At 42.2% G+C, this 19,013-nt stretch carries 22 protein-coding genes and 4 tRNA genes; 13 read left to right on the forward strand and 13 right to left on the reverse strand.

Annotated elements, in window-relative coordinates:
- Positions 1 to 135 precede the first annotated feature (135 nt).
- The 6 genes from rutC to AC4MCD_RS09595 form a co-directional block, all read right to left on the reverse strand.
- Entirely contained in the window at positions 136 to 516 is a 381-nt protein-coding gene (gene rutC, locus AC4MCD_RS09570; RefSeq protein ID WP_004646493.1) for a pyrimidine utilization protein C, read from the reverse strand.
- 33 nt (positions 517 to 549) lie between these two features.
- On the reverse strand, positions 550 to 1,311 hold the full coding sequence (gene rutB, locus AC4MCD_RS09575) for a pyrimidine utilization protein B (protein ID WP_491875974.1): 762 nt from the start codon (positions 1,309 to 1,311) through the stop codon (positions 550 to 552).
- Entirely contained in the window at positions 1,308 to 2,414 is a 1,107-nt protein-coding gene (gene rutA, locus AC4MCD_RS09580; protein WP_334134664.1) for a pyrimidine utilization protein A, read from the reverse strand. Before rutA ends, rutB begins: the two co-directional genes overlap by 4 nt.
- Positions 2,415 to 2,751: 337 nt before the next feature.
- Positions 2,752 to 3,543 carry a pyrimidine utilization protein D gene (gene rutD, locus AC4MCD_RS09585; protein WP_491875975.1) on the reverse strand — a complete coding sequence of 264 codons (792 nt, stop codon included), beginning with the start codon at positions 3,541 to 3,543 and terminating at the stop codon, positions 2,752 to 2,754.
- A gap of 80 nt (positions 3,544 to 3,623) precedes the next feature.
- Positions 3,624 to 3,881: a hypothetical protein gene (locus AC4MCD_RS09590; RefSeq protein ID WP_004782755.1), complete on the reverse strand. Its 258-nt coding sequence runs from the start codon at positions 3,879 to 3,881 to the stop codon at positions 3,624 to 3,626.
- A 135-nt stretch (positions 3,882 to 4,016) separates the two neighbouring features.
- Positions 4,017 to 5,198 (reverse strand): S1C family serine protease, encoded by a 1,182-nt coding sequence (locus AC4MCD_RS09595; protein ID WP_004782756.1) that lies wholly within the window; start codon positions 5,196 to 5,198, stop codon positions 4,017 to 4,019.
- 170 nt (positions 5,199 to 5,368) lie between these two features.
- On the opposite strand from AC4MCD_RS09595, the gene AC4MCD_RS09600 reads away from it, so the two are divergent.
- The 7 genes from AC4MCD_RS09600 to AC4MCD_RS09630 all read left to right on the forward strand — a co-directional run bounded on the left by AC4MCD_RS09600 (position 5,369) and on the right by AC4MCD_RS09630 (position 8,154).
- Entirely contained in the window at positions 5,369 to 6,127 is a 759-nt protein-coding gene (locus AC4MCD_RS09600; protein WP_419374426.1) for a Nif3-like dinuclear metal center hexameric protein, read from the forward strand.
- A gap of 153 nt (positions 6,128 to 6,280) precedes the next feature.
- Positions 6,281 to 6,907, forward strand: a complete 627-nt coding sequence (gene sodB / locus AC4MCD_RS09605) for a superoxide dismutase SodB (RefSeq protein ID WP_333617030.1) — start codon at positions 6,281 to 6,283, stop codon at positions 6,905 to 6,907.
- A 147-nt stretch (positions 6,908 to 7,054) separates the two neighbouring features.
- A tRNA-Asn gene (locus AC4MCD_RS09610) sits at positions 7,055 to 7,130 on the forward strand.
- Between the two features lie 6 nt (positions 7,131 to 7,136).
- Positions 7,137 to 7,212, forward strand: a tRNA-Asn gene (locus AC4MCD_RS09615).
- Between the two features lie 277 nt (positions 7,213 to 7,489).
- Positions 7,490 to 7,565: transfer RNA gene (locus AC4MCD_RS09620), tRNA-Asn, on the forward strand.
- A gap of 6 nt (positions 7,566 to 7,571) precedes the next feature.
- Positions 7,572 to 7,647: transfer RNA gene (locus tag AC4MCD_RS09625), tRNA-Asn, on the forward strand.
- A 63-nt stretch (positions 7,648 to 7,710) separates the two neighbouring features.
- Positions 7,711 to 8,154 carry a DUF2726 domain-containing protein gene (locus AC4MCD_RS09630; protein ID WP_491875976.1) on the forward strand — a complete coding sequence of 148 codons (444 nt, stop codon included), beginning with the start codon at positions 7,711 to 7,713 and terminating at the stop codon, positions 8,152 to 8,154.
- A gap of 5 nt (positions 8,155 to 8,159) precedes the next feature.
- On the opposite strand, the gene AC4MCD_RS09635 is transcribed toward AC4MCD_RS09630, so the two are convergent.
- The 6 genes from AC4MCD_RS09635 to glnA form a co-directional block, all read right to left on the reverse strand.
- Positions 8,160 to 8,420, reverse strand: coding sequence for a hypothetical protein (locus tag AC4MCD_RS09635; protein ID WP_491875977.1), 261 nt, complete (start codon positions 8,418 to 8,420; stop codon positions 8,160 to 8,162).
- Between the two features lie 111 nt (positions 8,421 to 8,531).
- Positions 8,532 to 9,782, reverse strand: a complete 1,251-nt coding sequence (locus tag AC4MCD_RS09640; RefSeq protein ID WP_491875978.1) for an alpha/beta hydrolase family protein — start codon at positions 9,780 to 9,782, stop codon at positions 8,532 to 8,534.
- Positions 9,783 to 9,888: 106 nt separating this feature from the next.
- Positions 9,889 to 10,767, reverse strand: a complete 879-nt coding sequence (ubiA, locus tag AC4MCD_RS09645; RefSeq protein ID WP_491875979.1) for a 4-hydroxybenzoate octaprenyltransferase — start codon at positions 10,765 to 10,767, stop codon at positions 9,889 to 9,891.
- A gap of 6 nt (positions 10,768 to 10,773) precedes the next feature.
- On the reverse strand, positions 10,774 to 11,232 hold the full coding sequence (locus tag AC4MCD_RS09650) for a chorismate--pyruvate lyase family protein (protein WP_419363534.1): 459 nt from the start codon (positions 11,230 to 11,232) through the stop codon (positions 10,774 to 10,776).
- A gap of 55 nt (positions 11,233 to 11,287) precedes the next feature.
- Positions 11,288 to 11,563, reverse strand: coding sequence for a hypothetical protein (locus AC4MCD_RS09655; protein ID WP_419363433.1), 276 nt, complete (start codon positions 11,561 to 11,563; stop codon positions 11,288 to 11,290).
- A gap of 87 nt (positions 11,564 to 11,650) precedes the next feature.
- Positions 11,651 to 13,066 (reverse strand): type I glutamate--ammonia ligase, encoded by a 1,416-nt coding sequence (glnA, locus tag AC4MCD_RS09660; RefSeq protein WP_419363431.1) that lies wholly within the window; start codon positions 13,064 to 13,066, stop codon positions 11,651 to 11,653.
- 807 nt (positions 13,067 to 13,873) lie between these two features.
- On the opposite strand from glnA, the gene AC4MCD_RS09665 reads away from it, so the two are divergent.
- From AC4MCD_RS09665 to trpC, 3 genes are read left to right on the forward strand one after another with little or no spacing between them, the layout of a single operon-like run.
- Positions 13,874 to 14,458, forward strand: a complete 585-nt coding sequence (locus AC4MCD_RS09665) for an anthranilate synthase component II (protein ID WP_491875980.1) — start codon at positions 13,874 to 13,876, stop codon at positions 14,456 to 14,458.
- A 17-nt stretch (positions 14,459 to 14,475) separates the two neighbouring features.
- Complete coding sequence (trpD, locus tag AC4MCD_RS09670) at positions 14,476 to 15,522, forward strand: anthranilate phosphoribosyltransferase (protein WP_491875981.1); 1,047 nt, start codon at positions 14,476 to 14,478, stop codon at positions 15,520 to 15,522.
- A 20-nt stretch (positions 15,523 to 15,542) separates the two neighbouring features.
- A complete protein-coding gene (gene trpC / locus AC4MCD_RS09675) occupies positions 15,543 to 16,349 on the forward strand; it encodes an indole-3-glycerol phosphate synthase TrpC (RefSeq protein WP_491875982.1) in 807 nt (268 codons plus the stop codon).
- A 61-nt stretch (positions 16,350 to 16,410) separates the two neighbouring features.
- On the opposite strand, the gene AC4MCD_RS09680 is transcribed toward trpC, so the two are convergent.
- Entirely contained in the window at positions 16,411 to 16,851 is a 441-nt protein-coding gene (locus AC4MCD_RS09680; RefSeq protein WP_491875983.1) for a GFA family protein, read from the reverse strand.
- Between the two features lie 251 nt (positions 16,852 to 17,102).
- Here AC4MCD_RS09680 and AC4MCD_RS09685 point away from each other — a divergent pair, with 251 nt between their 5' ends.
- From AC4MCD_RS09685 to AC4MCD_RS09695, 3 genes are all read left to right on the forward strand, one after another.
- Positions 17,103 to 17,786: a Smr/MutS family protein gene (locus AC4MCD_RS09685; protein WP_491875984.1), complete on the forward strand. Its 684-nt coding sequence runs from the start codon at positions 17,103 to 17,105 to the stop codon at positions 17,784 to 17,786.
- A 93-nt stretch (positions 17,787 to 17,879) separates the two neighbouring features.
- The gene (folE, locus tag AC4MCD_RS09690) at positions 17,880 to 18,428 is read left to right on the forward strand and encodes a GTP cyclohydrolase I FolE (protein ID WP_171064799.1); all 549 of its coding nucleotides are present in this window, start codon (positions 17,880 to 17,882) and stop codon (positions 18,426 to 18,428) included.
- 64 nt (positions 18,429 to 18,492) lie between these two features.
- Positions 18,493 to 18,852: a cupin domain-containing protein gene (locus tag AC4MCD_RS09695; RefSeq protein ID WP_491875985.1), complete on the forward strand. Its 360-nt coding sequence runs from the start codon at positions 18,493 to 18,495 to the stop codon at positions 18,850 to 18,852.
- The last annotated feature ends 161 nt before the right edge of the window (positions 18,853 to 19,013 follow it).

Genomic DNA, 19,013 nt, shown 5'->3' on the forward strand with positions numbered 1-19,013 from the left:
AATGCGTTATTTTCTGCAACTGTCTCTGTGATGATTTTAGATAGTTTGGCATTCATGCTGTTCTCCCGACCCCAAGTCGATGTTCAGTTTCAGACCTAGGGCATCTAGTAATGAGATTGAATCAGGTGGATCGGCTTATACATGGGCAATCGAAGCAATTTCGACCAGCGCATCAGGCTTGACCAAACCTGTCTGTACGCAATACCGTGCCGGCTTATCTCCCGGGAAATACTCTGCATAAACTGCATTAATCGCAGCATAATCTGCCCAGTCTTTGACAAAGACATGGTTAAACGTTACGTCATCCATGCTGCCACCGGCTTCCTCAATCACACGCTTGATGGTTTCCAGAATATGACGGGTCTGTGCTGCGGCATCACCGACATGCACCACATTATTATTTTCGTCAAAAGCCAATGTACCGGATACATACACAATATTGTCTGCCTTGGTTGCCGGTACATACGGTGCTAATGGTTTCGATGTTCCTGCTGGAATAATAATTTCTTTAGGCATACTATTTTTTCCTTAATCCTGATCTTTAATTCTTTATGCACTTACAGCTAATTTAGTTTCTTTTAGTGACTCACTTTCTTTTTGAAAGGTCTCGACAAAATTTGCAGTATCTGACACCCAGCCAAAGAAGGTCTTGATGTTATACAGACTGGCTTCATGCGCTTCGACTGGACCTGCCTGATGGCAGGCATCAGCAAGTGCGACACCGAAATACTCTAGGAAGAAGCCATCACGTAGCGTCGATTCCACACAAACGTTGGTGGCAATCCCGACAAAGACCAGATTACGAATACCACGCACACGTAACATGCTGTCCAGCGCGGTATTAAAGAAACCGCTATAACGTGGCTTTTCGATCACCAGGTCTTGTGGCAGTGGCTTTAACTCATCAATCAGCTCAAAATCCCAACCGCCTTTAGCCAGCAATTTCCCCTGTAATTCAGGACGTTTACGCATGGTTTTTAAGGCATTGGATTTATGGAAATTCGGAGAATCCGTACCGCCCGCTTCCTTATATTCCGCATCCCAGCCATTTTTGAAATAAATCACCTGAATACCAGCTGCATGTGCAGCATCAACAGCCTTTTTAATATTTTCCACTACTGGCTTGGTCTTTGAGACATCAAAGCCCGCCAGATCCAGATAGCCGCCTTGCGAGGTATAAGCATTCTGCATATCAATCACAATCAAGGCTGTTTGCTCTGGTGCAAGACAGATCGCTTCGGGTTCAGCTTTAAGGGTTTTTCCTGTGCCGAGTTTTTCAGTAAAATCGGCTGTCACGACTGATTTACTCATGCGCTTTTCTCCAGAACTGATGCTGCATCTTCAATGACAATATGGTCACGGCATTTCATTAATGGCTGGATTTTCTGACCGAAATCTTCAACCCCTTGAATAAAATCATCAAAAGTCAGTAGCACACCTTCGGTACCCTTGATCTCGCCAATTTCATCCAACATTCGTGCCACATTTTCATAAGAACCCACCAGCGTACCCATATTGATATTCACTGGAGATACACTCGAAGCCATTTGACGGATATTGGTATCTGTACCAGAAGTCGTATCTTTACCGCCTTGATTCATCAGCCAGTTAATCGCTTCCATATCAGCACCATCGTTATAGTGCTGCCATTTTGCTTGCGCTTCTTCATCGGTTTCAGCAGCAATCACCATAAACAGCACATAAGTCTGTACATCACGGCCAGTCACATCTGTTTTTTCTTTTAGGCGGTCATTAATTTCTGCATAAGCTGTTGGAGTATTCAGGCCTTTACCAAATACGAAGTTGTAGTCGGCATATTGTGCAGAAAACTCTAAACCTGCATCAGACTGACCTGCACAGATAATTTTCATATCCGCTTGTGGACGTGGGCTCACACGGCAGTCTTCCATCTGGAAATGTTCGCCTTTAAAGTCTGATTTACCAGTCGCCCAAAGTTCACGAAGAATCTGTACATACTCAGACAGATATTCATAGCGTTTGCCAAAATAGTCATTACCTGGCCACATGCCCATTTGGGTATATTCAGGTGGCTGCCAGCCGGTCACGACATTCAGACCAAAACGGCCATTTGAAATCGAATCAATGGTTGATGCCATCCGCGCGACAATTGCAGGTGGCATTACCAGAGTTGCGGCAGTTGCGAAAATTTTAATTTTGCTGGTGACAGCTGCAAGACCTGCCATCAAGGTAAACGTTTCCAGGTTATGTTCCCAAAATTCAGTCTTGCCACCAAAGCCACGCAGCTTGATCATGGAAAGTGCGAAATCGAAACCATAGTGCTCAGCGCGCTGTACGATTTGTTTGTTTAACTCAAAAGTCGGCATGTACTGCGGTGCATTTTCAGAGAGTAACCAGCCATTATTTCCGATTGGACAGAAGACACCTATTTTCATTTTCACACCTCATTATTTTTAACACTTATTCAAAATTCTGATTCCACTTCGGGAATTTTATTTACAAGATAAACATTGCAAAGCGTGTGCCAACTATATTTAATTTTTAATTATTAATTACTTAATATTTTATTTTTTGAATTTTTAGTAAAATAACCATTTTCACCTATGAGTCAATTTTGCACATACTGTTTCATTCAAGTGCACTCGTAGCAATTTGTGCATTTGCAGTTCATGCATCAATTCGAAGTAAAAACCATGCTGATGCTACAAAAATAATTGATTAGAACAAATAAAAAACCAGACACGAGGTCTGGCTTTAAAAAAAATCTTCAAACTAAGGGGAAATCAGGAATGACAGGATCAGTTGATTCACCTGATCTGTCTGGGTCACAGTAGATGCATGTGCACCTGTATCAAGCAAACTGAGGTGACTATGCGGCAGGCATTGTTGTAATTGTTGTGATCGCTGATAAGGCACCAGAAAATCATCTTGGTTAGCAAGCAAATGCACAGGAATATCCTTGAGTGCCTGACGATGTTCTGCGTTCAGTTTAAAAGCCTGCACGGCTTGTAGGCGTGCCAGAACATTTTGGATCGGTGGAAAGTCAAGGAGCTGCTTATTTTCTGCTTCGGTTAACTGATCAATATGGGTTGAAATCCACTGCGGCGGATAAAGAAATAAAGCCTGTGCTCTCACATATGCCTCTGCCCCGCTATTGAGCAATAACGAAGTCCGGGCTTCGAAACACTTCTGAGTATGAGCATCCAGCTCTCCCCAAGCATTTAACATGGTCAGACTGAGTAGCTTAAACTTTCTTTCAGCCTGATAGGTCGCTAGTTGCATGCCGATATGTCCGCCCAATGCATGCCCAATGAAATGAAACTCTCGAATGCCATCATTGATCAATAAATCCAGAATCTGGCCGGCCATATAATCGATTGAATAAGGCGTGGGCAAGAGTTCAGAATCTGAATGACAGCCTTCCTGGTCATAAGTAACCACATGAAAATGCTGCTGTAAAACTCTAATTTGAGGATTCCAGAAACTGGCATGTCCGCCCAGTCCGGACGAAAGCACCACATAAGGTGCATCTGCCTGTGCTGCAAGATGAATAGATAAAGACATATTTCTCTCATATTTTAACTATGAGATGAATGCAGCAAGATATATGCCTGAACAGAAGTATTTTTGAACAATTAATAAAATTATAGCCAGTAGACATTAAAGCTATAATAAAATTCCTGTACCTCAAAACGCACGTTATAACCGAGCTCAGTCAGCTCTGCCGAAAGACCCCGAATTTCTTCCAAGGGTAAATGTTTGGGAAATACCGTTAGCACAGCGGTATTGCCTAGTCGGGCATTGTCTTCAATCAGTTGAGCCAAACGTGGCTTGTACATTTCAATATTTAAATTAGCCACGTTCGATAAAATTTTGGCCTGATCTGCAGTCATAAAACTCATTTTTCTTTACTCTTTTTGATTTTTATTCAATGAAGTTAAATGATTTAATTCACATAAAATATTTTCGTTTTGTATCTAATTAAATAAATCGTGCATAAAAAATCCCTCACATGGAGGGATTTTTCTTAGAAAAAATTACTGACCTGGTAAAGGAATATATTGTGAAGAACTGCTTTGCGTTTTACGTTCACTAATCACCACATCCAGTGTCATGGTTTTTCCAGCGCGTTCTACTTCAATCTGAACGGTACTGTTTGGTGCCTGTAAAGCGACAAAATTAATCAGATGTGAGGCAGAAGTAATCACTTCATTATTCACTTTGATAATTTTATCACCACGCTGGATGCCAGCTTTTGCTGCTGGTCCATTTTCCAGCACTTCAGCGACCACTACACCTGATTCTTTAGGTTGCAGTACATCATTACGTTCTGTCGGCAACAAACTAATACCCAGCCAGCCACGAACGACACGGCCATCTTTCAGGATCGCATTCATGACCTGTTGACAGATTTTAGCCGGAATCGCAAAACCAATCCCCAGTGAGCCACCTGTTTGCGAGAAGATTGCTGTATTGACCCCGATCAGGTTTCCGGCAACATCAATCAAGGCACCACCCGAGTTGCCCGGGTTAATTGCAGCATCTGTCTGAATAAAGTCTTCATAGGTATTGATGCCCAGATCAGAACGGCCTGTCGCAGAAATAATCCCCTGAGTCACGGTTTGACCGACACCGAACGGGTTACCAATTGCCAGAACGACATCACCGACTTCATTGCCACTGAGTTTGAATGGCAAAACTGGTAATTGTTCAAGTTCGATCTTGATTACAGCCAAATCCGTATCCGGGTCTGTACCCACGACCTTGGCTTCAGCACGACGTCCATCATGCAAGGCCACTACAATCTGGTCTGCCTGTGCAATCACGTGGTTATTGGTCAGGATATAACCATCAGGGCGGACAATCACACCTGAACCTAAACTGTTTTCATTTGGACTTTGACCAAACTGGTCTGGTAACTGATCACCGAAAAATTCACGGAATACAGGATCTGTCAGTAAAGGATGCGCCTGCTGTTTTACTTTTTGTGTGGTAAAGATATTCACCACCGCAGGTGCTGCGACTTTCACTGCGGCACTATAGGAGACAACGCCTCCAGAACGCGAAGTATCGATCAACGGTTCTACTTTTTCAGCAGGCATTTTTACGCCATCCGGCGCAATCGGTGATTTAGGTTTCTGCAGCTGCTGCCACCCCAAAAAACCGATAATGACTAAAATCAGTAACACCCAAGGTAACCATGTAAAGGTGCGGCGCACTTTGCTATCCTCTAAAATATTTTAATTCGTTGATGACTAAGTAATTTGTATCCTATTGTAATGCCAAATACATAACTAAACACAAAAAAATCCACAGAGATTTGTGCTGCTTTAGTTACAATTGGACATATGAATAAGAATTGGCAAGTTCATCAACTGACAGGAATTTTATGGCGAATTTAAACGATATTATCCGCTGGTGCGATCAGACTTTGGCATCTTCCGAATTTAAGGACTATGCACCGAATGGCTTACAGATCGAAGGCCGCGCTGAAGTCAATAAAATTTTATGTGCCGTTACTGCCTCACAAACCGCGATCGAAGCTGCGATTAAACAGGGTGCTGATTTGTTACTGGTTCACCATGGTTATTTCTGGAAAGGCGAAGCCTACCCGATTACTGGGATGCGTGGTAAAAGAATTAAAAGCCTGATCCAAAATGATATTTCCCTTGTCGGTTATCATCTGCCTTTAGACAGCCATCCAACTCTGGGAAATAATGCTGCGATTGCAGACCTGCTGGAACTGGAAAACCTAGAACAGCTTGATCCGAGTGAGCGCCGTCCAATTGGGAATATTGGTTATTTAAAGCAGGCCATGACGCCAGAAGGATTCAAGGCCTATGTATCAGAAAGACTTGGCTATGATGCGCTGCATTTACCTGCTGAAAAAAGCCTGATTCAAAAAGTCGGTTTCTGTACTGGTGGTGCACAGGATTATATTCATAAAGCGGCGGCACAAGACTGTGATGCTTATATTTCTGGCGAAGTTAGTGAGCGTACTTTTTATGATGCTCAGGAACTGGATGTGCATTATTATGCCTGCGGCCACCACGCCACTGAAAAATATGGTGTACAACGTCTGGCTAAAGCTATTTCAGAACAATTTAATATTGAGTATAGTTATTTCGAATTAAACAATCCGATTTAATTACGATTGGCAAGTAGTTGAGTGGCTTTATCTTTAAATTTTCAGGCTTTATTCTGTATTGTTATTTATACACAGTGCCCATTTTTGCCTAAGAATCTATTACAATAACGCCACTTATTGTCAAAACCCAGCAAAATGCAAGGAATTGAAAACATGACAACCATTACTTTACCACCATTACCATACGACTACGACGCTCTTGCTCCACACATCAGCAAAGAAACTTTAGAATACCACCACGACAAACACCACAATACTTATGTGGTTAACCTGAACAACCTGATCGCTGGTACTGAGCTTGAAGGCAAAACTCTAGAAGAAATCATCAAAGCAACTGCTGGTGACTCATCTAAAGCAGGTGTATTTAACAACGCTGCGCAAGTATGGAACCACACATTCTACTGGAACTGCTTGACTAAAAACGGTGGCGGTAAAGCAACTGGCGCTTTGGCTGCAAAAATTGACGAAGCTTTTGGTTCTTACGAAAAATTCGCTGAAGAGTTCGCAACTGCTGCTGCAACTCAGTTCGGTTCAGGTTGGGCTTGGTTAGTTGCTGACGAAGTAAACGGTAACCTGTCTATCCTTAAAACTTCAAATGCCGACACTCCAATGGCGCACGGTAAAATTGCTGTGTTGACAATCGATGTTTGGGAACACGCTTACTACATCGACTACCGTAACGCTCGTCCTAAATACATCTCTACTTTCCTAGAAAGCTTGGTGAACTGGGATTACGCAAACGCGAAATATGCAGGTCAAGCTGCTGGTGTTGAGAAATAATTTTTTATTTCCAGCTTAAAAAATCACCCTTTATGGGTGATTTTTTTATTTTTAGGCGTGAGGTGCATATTAAAAAAGCAAATGATTCATTTCTTTACAGGAATTGATTGACGGTCTTTGTTTTCCTGCCTAAAATGCGCATCAGATTCTCCAATAGCTCAGTCGGTAGAGCGACGGACTGTTAATCCGCAGGTCCCTGGTTCGAGCCCAGGTTGGAGAGCCAATCTATTCTCCCATAGCTCAGTCGGTAGAGCGACGGACTGTTAATCCGCAGGTCCCTGGTTCGAGCCCAGGTGGGAGAGCCAAGATTCCAAAAGAACCCACTCATTGCGAAGTGGGTTTTTTTATGTCTGCATTTTGGATTAAATATCTATATGAGTCCTGTTTCCAGTTTTAGCGACTTGCAACCATGGCAGAGAATAATCACGAAACCCCTTTACCTTTAATCTGGGTTTACATAAACATAACATTTTGAACTACAATCATTTTTGATTATTTTTAAAACACTTGATTCAGTTTTTTTAGCTTTTTTATAAAAGTGCCTTGACCCCTTTTTAAATCTCTCTATAATCGCTTTCAGATTCTCCAATAGCTCAGTCGGTAGAGCGACGGACTGTTAATCCGCAGGTCCCTGGTTCGAGCCCAGGTTGGAGAGCCAATCTATTCTCCCATAGCTCAGTCGGTAGAGCGACGGACTGTTAATCCGCAGGTCCCTGGTTCGAGCCCAGGTGGGAGAGCCAAGATTCTGAAAAAACCCACTCATTATGAAGTGGGTTTTTTTATTCTTTTTTCTTTTATGATCCGTGTTTGATTTGAGTCAGTTTATATTCTTTGTGATTGGCTGTCTGGCAAGCTTTGCCTTAATTTGCCTGCTCTTCCCTCATCTGTTTACCCGCCAGAAGAAATTCTATCCCAAGCGTGTCATTACAGCTTTCGAAAGCAAGATGTTTACTCGCCTGAAAGATGCTTTTCCACACCATCACATTCTGGCACAGGTCGCATTTAGTGCTTTGATTACGCATGATAATATGAAAATGCGCAGTAAGTTTAACCGCAAAGTGACCGATTTTGTGGTGATGGACCGGGAATATAATGTGGTGGCGATTATAGAATTGGATGATCCAACCCATATTGGAAAGGAACAGGAAGATGCAGAACGCGATGCGATGCTGATTACTGCCGGCTACACAGTCATCCGCTACACTGAAATTCCAACGATCCGACAGCTTCAAAGAGATTTGAGATAAATAGTTTAATGAAAGGAATTTGTTTCAGCTTCGGAAGCAGCTTGAGTTGCTTGAGTCTCCTGCTCTGCCTTTGATTTTTCAGCCGCTTCGCGTGCTTCAATCCGGGCAATCATGTCAGCTTGTTGCTGTTTATATTTTTCCTGATTTTTTGCATCACTATTAACAGCTAAAAATGCCATGGTCACCAAAAAAATCGGAACACATAAAGCCAGGGTTCCAAAGATAAGCAGTTTTTTGATACTGCGGGGTTTTGTCTGTTCCGACATAACAAGCCTATACTGATAACCTATAATCCTGAGTCACTATAACAAACTTAAATAATTGCTCAAGGCCTAGCCTTACAAGGAATAGAAAAGGAGCCGAAGCTCCTTTTAGGATTAAGGATTGACAGAAATACCTGAAGGCATATAGGTATTGATGAAGGTCAGCAGCTGGGTTCTGCTTTGTACAATAGCCTCGGTATGTGATGCGTCTTGTACCGGTACAAAAGTCACTGTGGTTCCCATATCTTTCAAGCCTTGTTGTAAAGTATTTGTCACTGGATATGGAACAGCCATATCTGCAGTACCTTGAATGATCATCACAGGAACATTAATTTTTTCAGTTGCAGGCTGATTATTCTGAAGGAACTTTTCAACCGACGAATTATTCTGGAAGTTTTCTACTAATCCTGGATAGTCCACGACCGTTTTTTCTAGATTATTCACCAGATAATCATCAATATCTTGCATATATTCAGTAATCAGTGGCCCTAAACAAAGTCCATTTTCTCCAGTCGTGCCTTCCGCCTTTTCAGCTACAATCCCTGCACGGCTTGAAAATATATTGCGATAGTTAAAGCCTGGTTCATAAGCTTTAATCCCTACAGCCACATAAGCCGCATATGCCAGTAATTCTGCATAGACCGCTTTCGCAGCATTATCTTGTCCAGCCTCAACCAAAGCACTAAGCGCTTGCGGTGCTACTTCACTGATAATATAACCCAGACTTGAGGCCGGAGCTGCTGCCACTGCTGCCTTATAATTTGGATCTTCATCGGCAAACTGGGCTGTGGCAAGTGATGCGTGTCCTCCCTGGGATTGCCCCACTGAGACCCATGCACCATTAAATCGATTTCCTTGTTGTTCTTTAAAGGCTCTTACTGCATAGATAGCCGATTGTGCAGCACTCTTTAAATTTAAATAAGGATGAATCCCCCGAGTACCTAATCCTTCATAATCGGGTGCAACAATCACATATCCCTGTGCAAGCAAGCTGCTGGCCAGTCCTCTAAAATTATTATTCAGCTGGTTATTACTTGGTGCACAAGAATCACCACTACCCACCGTGCCATGTTCCCAAACCACCACTCTCCATCCATCTTGAGGTTGAGGTGTATTTGGATAAAACACCATGGCTGTCGCTTCAGCCCGTTCACCATTTACGTTTGGCATGTTATAGCGTATGACTTGAATATCTGACGCTTCAGGCAAGGTATCCTCATCATAAGATTGTTGACTTAAAAATACCCTTTCCTGTGGTCGGAACGAATCATTATCATCGTCATTACACGCAGTCATGAACAATGACATGGAACATACCAGTGCCAGACAGGTTTTTTTGAAACCGTTTTTCACTACATTATTCATATTCTAATCCCTTATTGTTGTTTATGATTTTCATGAAGAATCTTGAATTAAGCATAAAAAAAAGCACCCTTATAGGATGCTTTTGTTATGAATCGACAAGGTGCAGTTACAGAAGCGCGGCAAAGATTCCAAGGAAAATCATCAGTCCCACCCAACGGTTATGACGGAAGGCCCAGAAACAGCGTTGCGGGTCTTTATCTCGAGTTTTTGACCATTGATAAATAAAATCAATTGCGACGGCTAGAAGCCCCATCAGGCCAAATGGAACAAGCAAATCTTCAATCCATAATGCCGTGCCAATCAAGACCAGACTTAGAGCCTGTAAGGTACTAATGATCTGAATATCATGCTGACCAAATAAAATGGCTGTGGATTTTACCCCAATCTTCAAATCATACTCACGATCGGTAATCGCATATTGCGTGTCATAGGCTACAGTCCAGGCCAGATTGCCAAAATAGAGAAGCCAGCAGGTTAAGTCAGGTGTCTGCCCGACTGCGGTATAAGCCATCGGAATTGACCATGAAAATGCAGCTCCCAGAAATACTTGCGGCAAATGGGTATAACGCTTCATAAAAGGATAAATAAAGGCTAAAAATAGCGCCCCAAATGACCAATAGAACGTTTCAATGGGCAGAAAGAAAAGCAAGAAGGCACTGGCCATTACCAGCACCGAAAACACCGCTACCGCTTCTTTGGCACTAATCACCCCGGTAGCTAAAGGCCGGTCTTTGGTACGTTCAACATGTGCATCTACTTTACGGTCAGCAAAGTCATTAATGGCACAACCTGCCGCACGCATAAAGATCACACCAAGAATCATCAGCACCAGGATACTTAGATCAGGAATTCCTTTTCCGGCGACCCACAAGGCCCACATGGTCGGCCAAAATACCAGTTCTGTGCCAATCGGCTTATCAAAACGACAAAGATAATAATAGGCGCTGAGACGTTCACGCCAGGTAATTGCTTGTGCAGTTGCCATATCAAATTAAGCCTGTTGATTTTGTATAAAGTGTTCAAATGCTGGTAAAAATGTTTCTTGTACGATAAATTTACACCCACGCCAAGTATAGCAGCTCTGCCGCGTCCAGCCTTCTTCCAGATAAACTACACGACGTTCACAATGCGGATTGGTACGCTGAAATAACAGCCAGCCAATGGGTTTTGTACCGATATGCTGAAAGATTCGGGCACGCTTTTGTAAACTCAAAACTGGGAAAATACTTTTGGCTTTGACCCAAGGTTGCTCTTCACAGCCATATAAATTACTTTCCCGCACCCAAGAGGTATGTTGGTAAGGCATTTTCATCCAGTTCGCATCTACAAGGCTTAAACGCTGAAAATGTTCCTGTACTGGCTCCACCCGAAACTTTCCACCTGCCAGATCTGTTAACTGCTGGGTAAGCGATCCTGAAGCATAGAGCCATTTCCGAAGCGCGGCAGGCATCTGCTGTCCCTGCTTGTTTTTAACTGTCGAATTCAAACTCTTTTCCACTTTTTAATCAGGCATTATCTGTCTTGGCAATGACAGTATATTTTCCATTGGGTAATTTTTTTAAAATTAATCCATCGCTGCTGAGGTAAAAACTGGCGGGATAGTCATAATCCAAGGCTAATTCAGGGTTTTTCAGCGCAACAAATTCAGCCTGCTTATAGCCTTCAGGTGTACGCCCTACTTCGATGTAAGTCACTTCAGAAAAATTCAGCTTAAAGCCTTTGCTTTGATCTTGAGGATCAATCCAGGGAAAGAAACCGGTATGCTTTTTACGTGCTGCCATAAAATCTGATCTTTATTTAATATCTACATCATACAAAAAAACCCGCACGAAGGCGGGTCTTTTTTTACAGTGAAATTCTTATCAGAATTACAGGCTGTAGTACATGTCGAATTCAACTGGGTGAGTAGTCGTATTCAGACGACGTACTTCTTCAGTTTTCAGCTCGATATAAGCATTCAACATCTCTTCTGTGAACACGCCACCTTTTAACAGGTAGTCATGATCTTCTTTAAGAGCATCAAGTGCCATATCAAGGCTGTGCGCCACTGTAGGGATTTTAGCTTCTTCTTCAGGAGGAAGATCGTACAAGTTCTTGTCAGCAGCTTCGCCTGGATGAATCTTGTTTTGGATACCATCAAGACCAGCCATTAATAATGCCGCGAAACCGAGGTACGGGTTCATCATTGGATCTGGGAAACGTGCTTCGATACGTTTGCCTTTCGGGCTAGATACGTAAGGAATACGGATAGACGCTGAACGGTTACGCGCAGAGTAAGCCAGCATAATCGGCGCTTCAAAATGCGGAACCAGACGCTTGTAAGAGTTTGTAGAAGGGTTGGTTAATGCATTTAATGAACGCGCATGCTTGATGATACCGCCGATGAAATACAGTGCGGTTTCAGATAGGCCTGCATATTCATCACCAGCAAACAGGTTCTTGCCGTCTTTAGAGATCGACATGTGAACATGCATACCCGAACCGTTGTCACCTACCATTGGCTTAGGCATGAAGGTTGCAGTTTTCGCATATTGATGTGCCACATTCCAAACTGCGTATTTGAACTGTTGTACTTCATCTGCTTTACGAACCATGGTATTAAAGCTTACACCGATTTCAAGCTGACAAGATGCAACTTCGTGGTGATGTACTTCTACACGGCCAGGACCCATGATTTCTTCAATTTTTGCACACATGTCTGCACGCATATCATGTGAAGAGTCAACTGGAGGAACCGGGAAGTAACCGCCTTTAACACGTGGACGGTGACCTGAGTTACCAGCTTCATAGTCTTTAGCAGTTGACCAGGCAGCTTCTTCAGCGATTAATGTATGGCGCGCGCCAGACATATCCACTTCCCATTTTACTTCGTCAAACACGAAGAATTCTGGTTCTGGACCGAAGAATGCAGTATCACCAATACCTGTAGATTTCAGGTATTCTTCTGCACGGCGAGCAATCGAACGTGGGTCACGTTCATAACCTTGACCAGTTGATGGTTCGATAACGTCACAAGTCACAACAACAGTTGGCTCTGCAAAGAACGGGTCGATGAAACCTGTTTCTGCATCTGGACGTAAGATCATGTCCGATGCTTCGATGCCTTTCCAACCTGCGATTGAAGAACCGTCAAACATTTTGCCGTCTTCAAACGTATCTTCATCAATACTGTCTGCTGGATAAGTAACGTGCTGTTCTTTACCCTTGGTATCAGTAAAGCGAAAATCGACCCATTTCGCGCCACTTTCTTGTATGAGTTGAAGGACCTTGTTCGCCATGCTCATTTTGCTCCGATGTTTTTTGTTGCACTCGCAAAGTGCGTGTTAGAAGTTGGTATCTATTAAGCAATTAGCGTACCAACTTTTAAAAGTATATCTAAAATCTTGAAATCTTTATAAGAAAACATAGGAAGATAAAAATACCTTGTCGCTATTATACTGTGACTTAAACTAAATGCACTATATTCAAGCATTCTTCCTGAGATTTGTTGCAGGTATTTTTTTAGCGCACCTAAATAGTGCGACGTTTTCATATTAGGTAAGAATAGGAGCACTTTTCAGTGAGGATTTGCGTTTTTATGCTAATTTAGTTTAAAAAATATTCAATTTCGTTTAATTCTGGTTAATTTTTATCAGTTACAAAGTGGTATCTGTAGGTTTATGTACTTAAAAAGATCACTATTTTGAGTCACTTTTATTCAAATTGTCGATCTTATTGTTTGATTTATCCCATGCATTATTATTCAAATGATGTTTTTTTCAGCATAATGATTTTAATCATTTAAAACCTATTTATTTTTAATTTAAAAAAATAATAACTGCAATATTTATTTAAACTTACTTTTCGTCAGTCAATTACTTATACGCACATTTAAAATATTTAAAAGGCTGTGAGCTACTCACCCGGCTGAAAATTGAAAAATTATTGCGCCCGATGTGGCTATTTTTTGCTATGATGAGGCGTGCTTTATTTTCACACAATGAAATCAACGATTTAGTCGTGTATTCCCTAGACTTGCAACAAGTCCCGATAAAGCTCAATCTGGATCACTTTAGCACAGTTAAGTGCGATAATTTCAATAGGTTAAGCTCATGCTTCTAATGATCGACAACTATGACTCCTTTACTTATAACATCGTCCAGTATTTTGGCGAACTGAATCAAGAAGTAAAAGTAGTCCGCAATGATGCCGTGACATTGGAGGATATTGAGCGATGGCAACCCAAGTATCTGGTGATTGGTCCTGGTCCATGTTCGCCAAGTGAAGCTGGAATTTCGATTCCTGCCATTCAGCATTTTGGCGGCAAGATTCCCCTGCTCGGTGTTTGTCTGGGGCATCAAAGTATTGGTCAGGCTTTTGGCGGCGATATTATTCGTGCCAAACGCGTCATGCATGGTCGCTTGTCTGATATGTATCACAGCGATGAAGGCATTTTCAGCAATCTGCCAAATCCTTTCTCTGCGACGCGTTACCACTCGCTGGTGATTGATCAGGCCACTTTACCAGAATGTCTGGAAGTGACCTGCTGGACCAATGAACAAGATGGTTCTATGGAAGAAATCATGGGGATTAAACATAAGACACTACCTATTGAAGGTGTGCAGTTTCATCCGGAATCAATCCTGAGCCAGCATGGTCATCAGATCTTTAAAAACTTTCTTGAAATTAACGCATAATGGGCAAAACGCAAGTCATGAATATTCAACAAGCTTTAAGCAATATTACTAAAAACATTCACCTGACTCAGGAACAAATGGAAGACGTGATGCGCACCATCATGTCTGGCGAAGCAACCGATGCCCAGATCGGTGCTCTGCTCATGGGTCTACGCCTCAAAGGCGAAAGTATTGACGAGATTACTGCTGCAGCACGTGTCATGCGTGAACTAGCAATCAAAATCGATGTCAGTGATGTCCCTCATCTGGTGGATATCGTCGGTACAGGCGGTGATGGACAAAACCTGTTTAACGTATCTACCGCTTCAGCTTTTGTAATTGCAGCAGCTGGTGCGACCATTGCCAAACATGGTAACCGCGGTGTTTCCACCAAATCAGGCTCTTCAGATTTACTGGAACAGGCAGGTATTAATCTAGACTTAAATATGCAGCAAACCGAACGCTGTATCCGTGATATCGGTGTAGGCTTCCTGTTCGCACCGAATCATCACAAAGCCATGAAATATGCGATTGGTCCACGCAAGGAACTGGGTATTCGCAGTATTTTCAACCTGCTTGGCCCGCTTACGAATCCGGCCGGTGTAAAACGCTTGGTCATCGGGGTATTTTCCAATGAACTTTGCCGTCCAATTGCAGAAGTCATGAAACAGCTCGGTGCTGAACATGTCATGGTCGTACATTCACGTGATGGTTTAGATGAAATCAGTCTGGCTTCTTCAACTCATGTGGCTGAGCTAAAAAATGGTGAAATCACTGAATGGGAAATTATCCCTGAACAGGTCGATATTGAATCGCAAACCTTAACTGGTTTAATTATTGAAAGCTCAGCAGAAAGTCTGGCTTTGATTAAAGATGCCTTAGGCAAGAAGAAATCTGAGATCGGTCATAAGGCTGCCAATATGATTGCTCTAAATGCTGGTGCTGGAATTTATGTATCAGGCCTGACTTCAAGCTATAAACAAGGTGTGGCACTGGCACACGATATTATTTATGGTGGTCAGGCACTGGAAAAAATGAGCGTGCTGTCAGAATTCACCAAAACCATCAAACAATACGAAGCTTAATACGGTCAGGAATTTGAATCATGGTTGATATTGCAAATACAATTTTGGGTAAAATTGTTGATCGTAAGAAAGAAGAGTTCGCTCTTCGTCTTAAGCAGAAAAGCTATAAGGATATAGAAGAGTTAGCTCAAGGCGCGACACCTGTACGTGGTTTTGCTCAATCTTTAATGTCTAAACGCCCGGGTGTAATCGCTGAAATTAAAAAGGCTTCTCCGTCCAAAGGCGTGATTCGTGATAACTTCAATCCTGCAGAAATTGCGGCGCAATATCAGGATGCCGGCGCTGCCTGTTTATCTGTACTGACAGATGTGGATTTTTTCCAGGGTGCTGATGAAAATATTCAGATCGCCCGTTCGCACTGTGACTTGCCTGCGCTGCGTAAAGACTTCCTGATCGATCCTTATGGTGTGATTGAAGCACGTGCCTTAAATGCGGACTGTATTTTGCTGATCGTGGCCTGTCTGTCTGATCAGCAGTTAGAGGAAATGTCTAAAACCGCATTTGAGCATAATCTGGATGTACTGGTTGAAGTGCATGATGAAGAAGAATTAGGGCGTGCTTTAAAACTTTCTGATCGTTGTCTACTGGGTGTAAACAACCGTAATTTAAAAACTTTTGATGTCGACCTGAATACATCACTACGTCTGAAAAAATTACTGGATCCTTCACGCCTGCTGGTCACTGAAAGCGGTATTGCGACCCCTGCTGATGTTGCGATGATGCAGGAACATGATATTCATGCTTTCCTGGTCGGTGAAAGTTTCATGAAACAGCCACGCCCAGATCACGCTTTCCGTGATTTATTCGGTGAGCCTGAATCGGTTTAAAATATTAAGTATAAAAAAGCTCCATCTCAGCATGGGGCTTTTTTATTTCTAATAACGAAATTTAATACTGAGTTGAATGATCAAAATAAGAGATTAATTTTTCAAATTCTGGCAGTTCAGAATAGTACTCATCCGCCTTGATTTCATCTGCCCAATCTACTTTAGAGTTCAGACAAAAATTCAGTCTGTGCTGAATTTTGGGTGCTTGATCCAAAATTCCTAAAGGAATCCAGATCAATACAGTTGTACCTACCTGATTCGGTACAGGCGAGCCACAGTGTTGACAAAAATGAGAACAAAATCCGGTCTCTTTTTGATAACAGGAAATTGAAGCGTGTCCTGAGGTCCATTCAAAATATTGCTGATGAACTAAAGTTGCTGCATTCGCGGCCGTACCACTCTGTTTACGACATAAACTGCAGTGACAATGATACATGGTCTGAATATTCGTATTTACTTTGAACTGGACATTGCCACACAAACAACTGCCTGAATAACTCATTTTTAATTTTCCAGGTTTGATTGATTTATATTTAAAGAGAGATGTTCCATCGAGGCAACTGTTAAAATGATAAAAGGAGAAAATTCATGAATTATTTTCTATTTAAATTTCAACTAGCTCTTCAATAATAGAAAACCATCCAGAAATTAAAGCTAGGTTTGGGATATGTTGTATTTAGTGCAATTCATTTCTCCTTTCAGTGATTTAAGACTATAATTTACCAAATTCAGTATCTCCCCCGTTTCCAGATTATGAGCAAACACGATTCTTCGCTTTCTAAAGATCAGTATAATTTACTCAAAGATCTTAAAAAGCAAATTAGTCATCCTCAGCCTAAGGCTGAACCTGTTGCCCCTGTCGTGAAAACAGCGGAGCAGGAACAGGCGGAAGACCTCGATCTATTTCGCAAGCAGATGCAAGGCGTACAAAAAATTGATGCCGGTAATATTGCGAAAATTGAAAAATCTCCCAAGAAAAAGGTCGATGCGCAAACATTGGCCAAGCGTGCTGCTGCCGAAGGTCCCATGCATACCGATGAAACCGTTCTGTCTGATACTCAGGCCGTGCTCAATCCGGTTGGCAGTCAGGCAAGCTTAAGCTACCGCATTGCGACGTTGCAGCATAAGGTTTTTGAAGATCTGAAAGCGGGAAATCTGCGCTGGTTTGAAGCTGTCGACCTGCATGGTTGTACGGTCGAAGAAGCTCGTCAGGCTGTACTTCAGATTATCCAGATCGCTAAAGATGAAAACCAGAACGTGATCAAGATCGTACATGGCAAAGGGCCGGAAGCGATCTTAAAAACTTATGTCAACGGCTGGCTACGTCAGCACCGTGATGTTCTGGCCTTTGTCAGTGCGCCTGAAAAACAGGGTGGCACTGGTGCAGTTTTAGTTTTGCTAAAACGTGCAGAAAAAAATCCAAAGTTTAAACAGTAAGCGGATTTACCCTCAAAACAAGGCATTGTAAAAGATTTCTGCTACAATGCCGTCCTTGTTCATTCTCAGTTTAAGTGAATACGTCATATGACTATGCAGCAATCTTACGCAAACATTCTTACTGCCGTTGGTGAAGATCTCAATCGCCCTGGTCTCAAAGATACGCCCGTGCGTGCTGCGAAAGCGTTTTCGTATTTAACCTCAGGTTATAGCCAGACTCTGGAAGAAGTGACCAATAGTGCGGTTTTCCCATCAGATAACCGTGAAATGGTTTTAGTGAAAAATATCGAATTTTATTCCCTGTGCGAACACCATTTATTGCCATTTTATGGCCGTGTACATATTGCCTATTTACCTGAAGGCAAAGTATTGGGGCTGTCTAAATTTGCACGTATTACTGAAATGTTTGCCCGTCGTTTGCAGATTCAGGAAAATCTGACCCAGCAAATCGCAGAAGCAGTTGCTGAAGTCACCAATGCACGTGGTGTGGCTGTGATGATTGATTCAGCACATATGTGTATGATGATGCGTGGTGTTGGCAAACAGGAATCAACGACGCGTACGGTGTCATTTATCGGTGACTTTAAAACCGATAAAGAAGTCCGCCGTGAGTTTTTAGGTGCTGTACCTGAAAGTTATTAATATAGATTCATAAATGAAAGCCTCAATTGATATTGGGGCTTTTTTACACGATGAGGTTATGAAAATGTCATCTACTTGGATTGCGGGTCGAGGTTTAGGTCAGGCTGAAGAAAGTATCGATTATCCACGTCCAGACCGACTGGTTAAAGGCAATCCTAAACGCCTGACCCAGAGTGCCTATCAACATCCCAATATGGATTGCGGAACCTGGCAATGTGAAGTGGGTGCCTGGAATATTGTATTCGCTGAAAATAAACAGGAATTCTTTCAGGTAATCGAAGGGATCGTCCGTTTACATGATGCTCAGGGACAATCCTTTGTTGAAATCAAGGCAGGTGAAGCCGGCATTATTCCACCCGGTTTTATTGGCACTTTTGAAGTGGTTGAAGCCGTTAAAAAATATTATGTCGTGGTAGAAAGTTAAAAGATAAGTACGAATTCAATATCTTCATCAGTTAAGGAATTTTGCAATCAATTCCTTAACTTTTCTACTTATTCATTCAATTTCTTAAAATTTTATCCCTACATTCTTTTCAAAAAGTTGTCTTAATTAACCTGCTCCCCTTCTTCCAAATAAACAAATTG

It is taken from the genome of Acinetobacter sp. CAU_H_78 (genome assembly GCF_058599365.1).

Bases quoted from the DNA above. Each gene is read 5' to 3' on its own strand.
- rutC (WP_004646493.1), bottom strand. From the start codon at position 516: ATGCCTAAAGAAATTATTATTCCAGCAGGAACATCGAAACCATTAGCA.
- rutB (WP_491875974.1), bottom strand. From the start codon at position 1,311: ATGAGTAAATCAGTCGTGACAGCCGATTTTACTGAAAAACTCGGCACA.
- rutA (WP_334134664.1), bottom strand. From the start codon at position 2,414: ATGAAAATAGGTGTCTTCTGTCCAATCGGAAATAATGGCTGGTTACTC.
- rutD (WP_491875975.1), bottom strand. From the start codon at position 3,543: ATGTCTTTATCTATTCATCTTGCAGCACAGGCAGATGCACCTTATGTG.
- AC4MCD_RS09590 (WP_004782755.1), bottom strand. From the start codon at position 3,881: ATGAGTTTTATGACTGCAGATCAGGCCAAAATTTTATCGAACGTGGCT.
- AC4MCD_RS09600 (WP_419374426.1), top strand. From the start codon at position 5,369: ATGGCGAATTTAAACGATATTATCCGCTGGTGCGATCAGACTTTGGCA.
- sodB (WP_333617030.1), top strand. From the start codon at position 6,281: ATGACAACCATTACTTTACCACCATTACCATACGACTACGACGCTCTT.
- AC4MCD_RS09635 (WP_491875977.1), bottom strand. From the start codon at position 8,420: ATGTCGGAACAGACAAAACCCCGCAGTATCAAAAAACTGCTTATCTTT.
- AC4MCD_RS09640 (WP_491875978.1), bottom strand. From the start codon at position 9,782: ATGAATAATGTAGTGAAAAACGGTTTCAAAAAAACCTGTCTGGCACTG.
- ubiA (WP_491875979.1), bottom strand. From the start codon at position 10,767: ATGGCAACTGCACAAGCAATTACCTGGCGTGAACGTCTCAGCGCCTAT.
- AC4MCD_RS09650 (WP_419363534.1), bottom strand. From the start codon at position 11,232: ATGCCTGCCGCGCTTCGGAAATGGCTCTATGCTTCAGGATCGCTTACC.
- AC4MCD_RS09655 (WP_419363433.1), bottom strand. From the start codon at position 11,563: ATGGCAGCACGTAAAAAGCATACCGGTTTCTTTCCCTGGATTGATCCT.
- glnA (WP_419363431.1), bottom strand. From the start codon at position 13,066: ATGAGCATGGCGAACAAGGTCCTTCAACTCATACAAGAAAGTGGCGCG.
- AC4MCD_RS09665 (WP_491875980.1), top strand. From the start codon at position 13,874: ATGCTTCTAATGATCGACAACTATGACTCCTTTACTTATAACATCGTC.
- trpD (WP_491875981.1), top strand. From the start codon at position 14,476: ATGAATATTCAACAAGCTTTAAGCAATATTACTAAAAACATTCACCTG.
- trpC (WP_491875982.1), top strand. From the start codon at position 15,543: ATGGTTGATATTGCAAATACAATTTTGGGTAAAATTGTTGATCGTAAG.
- AC4MCD_RS09680 (WP_491875983.1), bottom strand. From the start codon at position 16,851: ATGAGTTATTCAGGCAGTTGTTTGTGTGGCAATGTCCAGTTCAAAGTA.
- AC4MCD_RS09685 (WP_491875984.1), top strand. From the start codon at position 17,103: ATGAGCAAACACGATTCTTCGCTTTCTAAAGATCAGTATAATTTACTC.
- folE (WP_171064799.1), top strand. From the start codon at position 17,880: ATGCAGCAATCTTACGCAAACATTCTTACTGCCGTTGGTGAAGATCTC.
- AC4MCD_RS09695 (WP_491875985.1), top strand. From the start codon at position 18,493: ATGTCATCTACTTGGATTGCGGGTCGAGGTTTAGGTCAGGCTGAAGAA.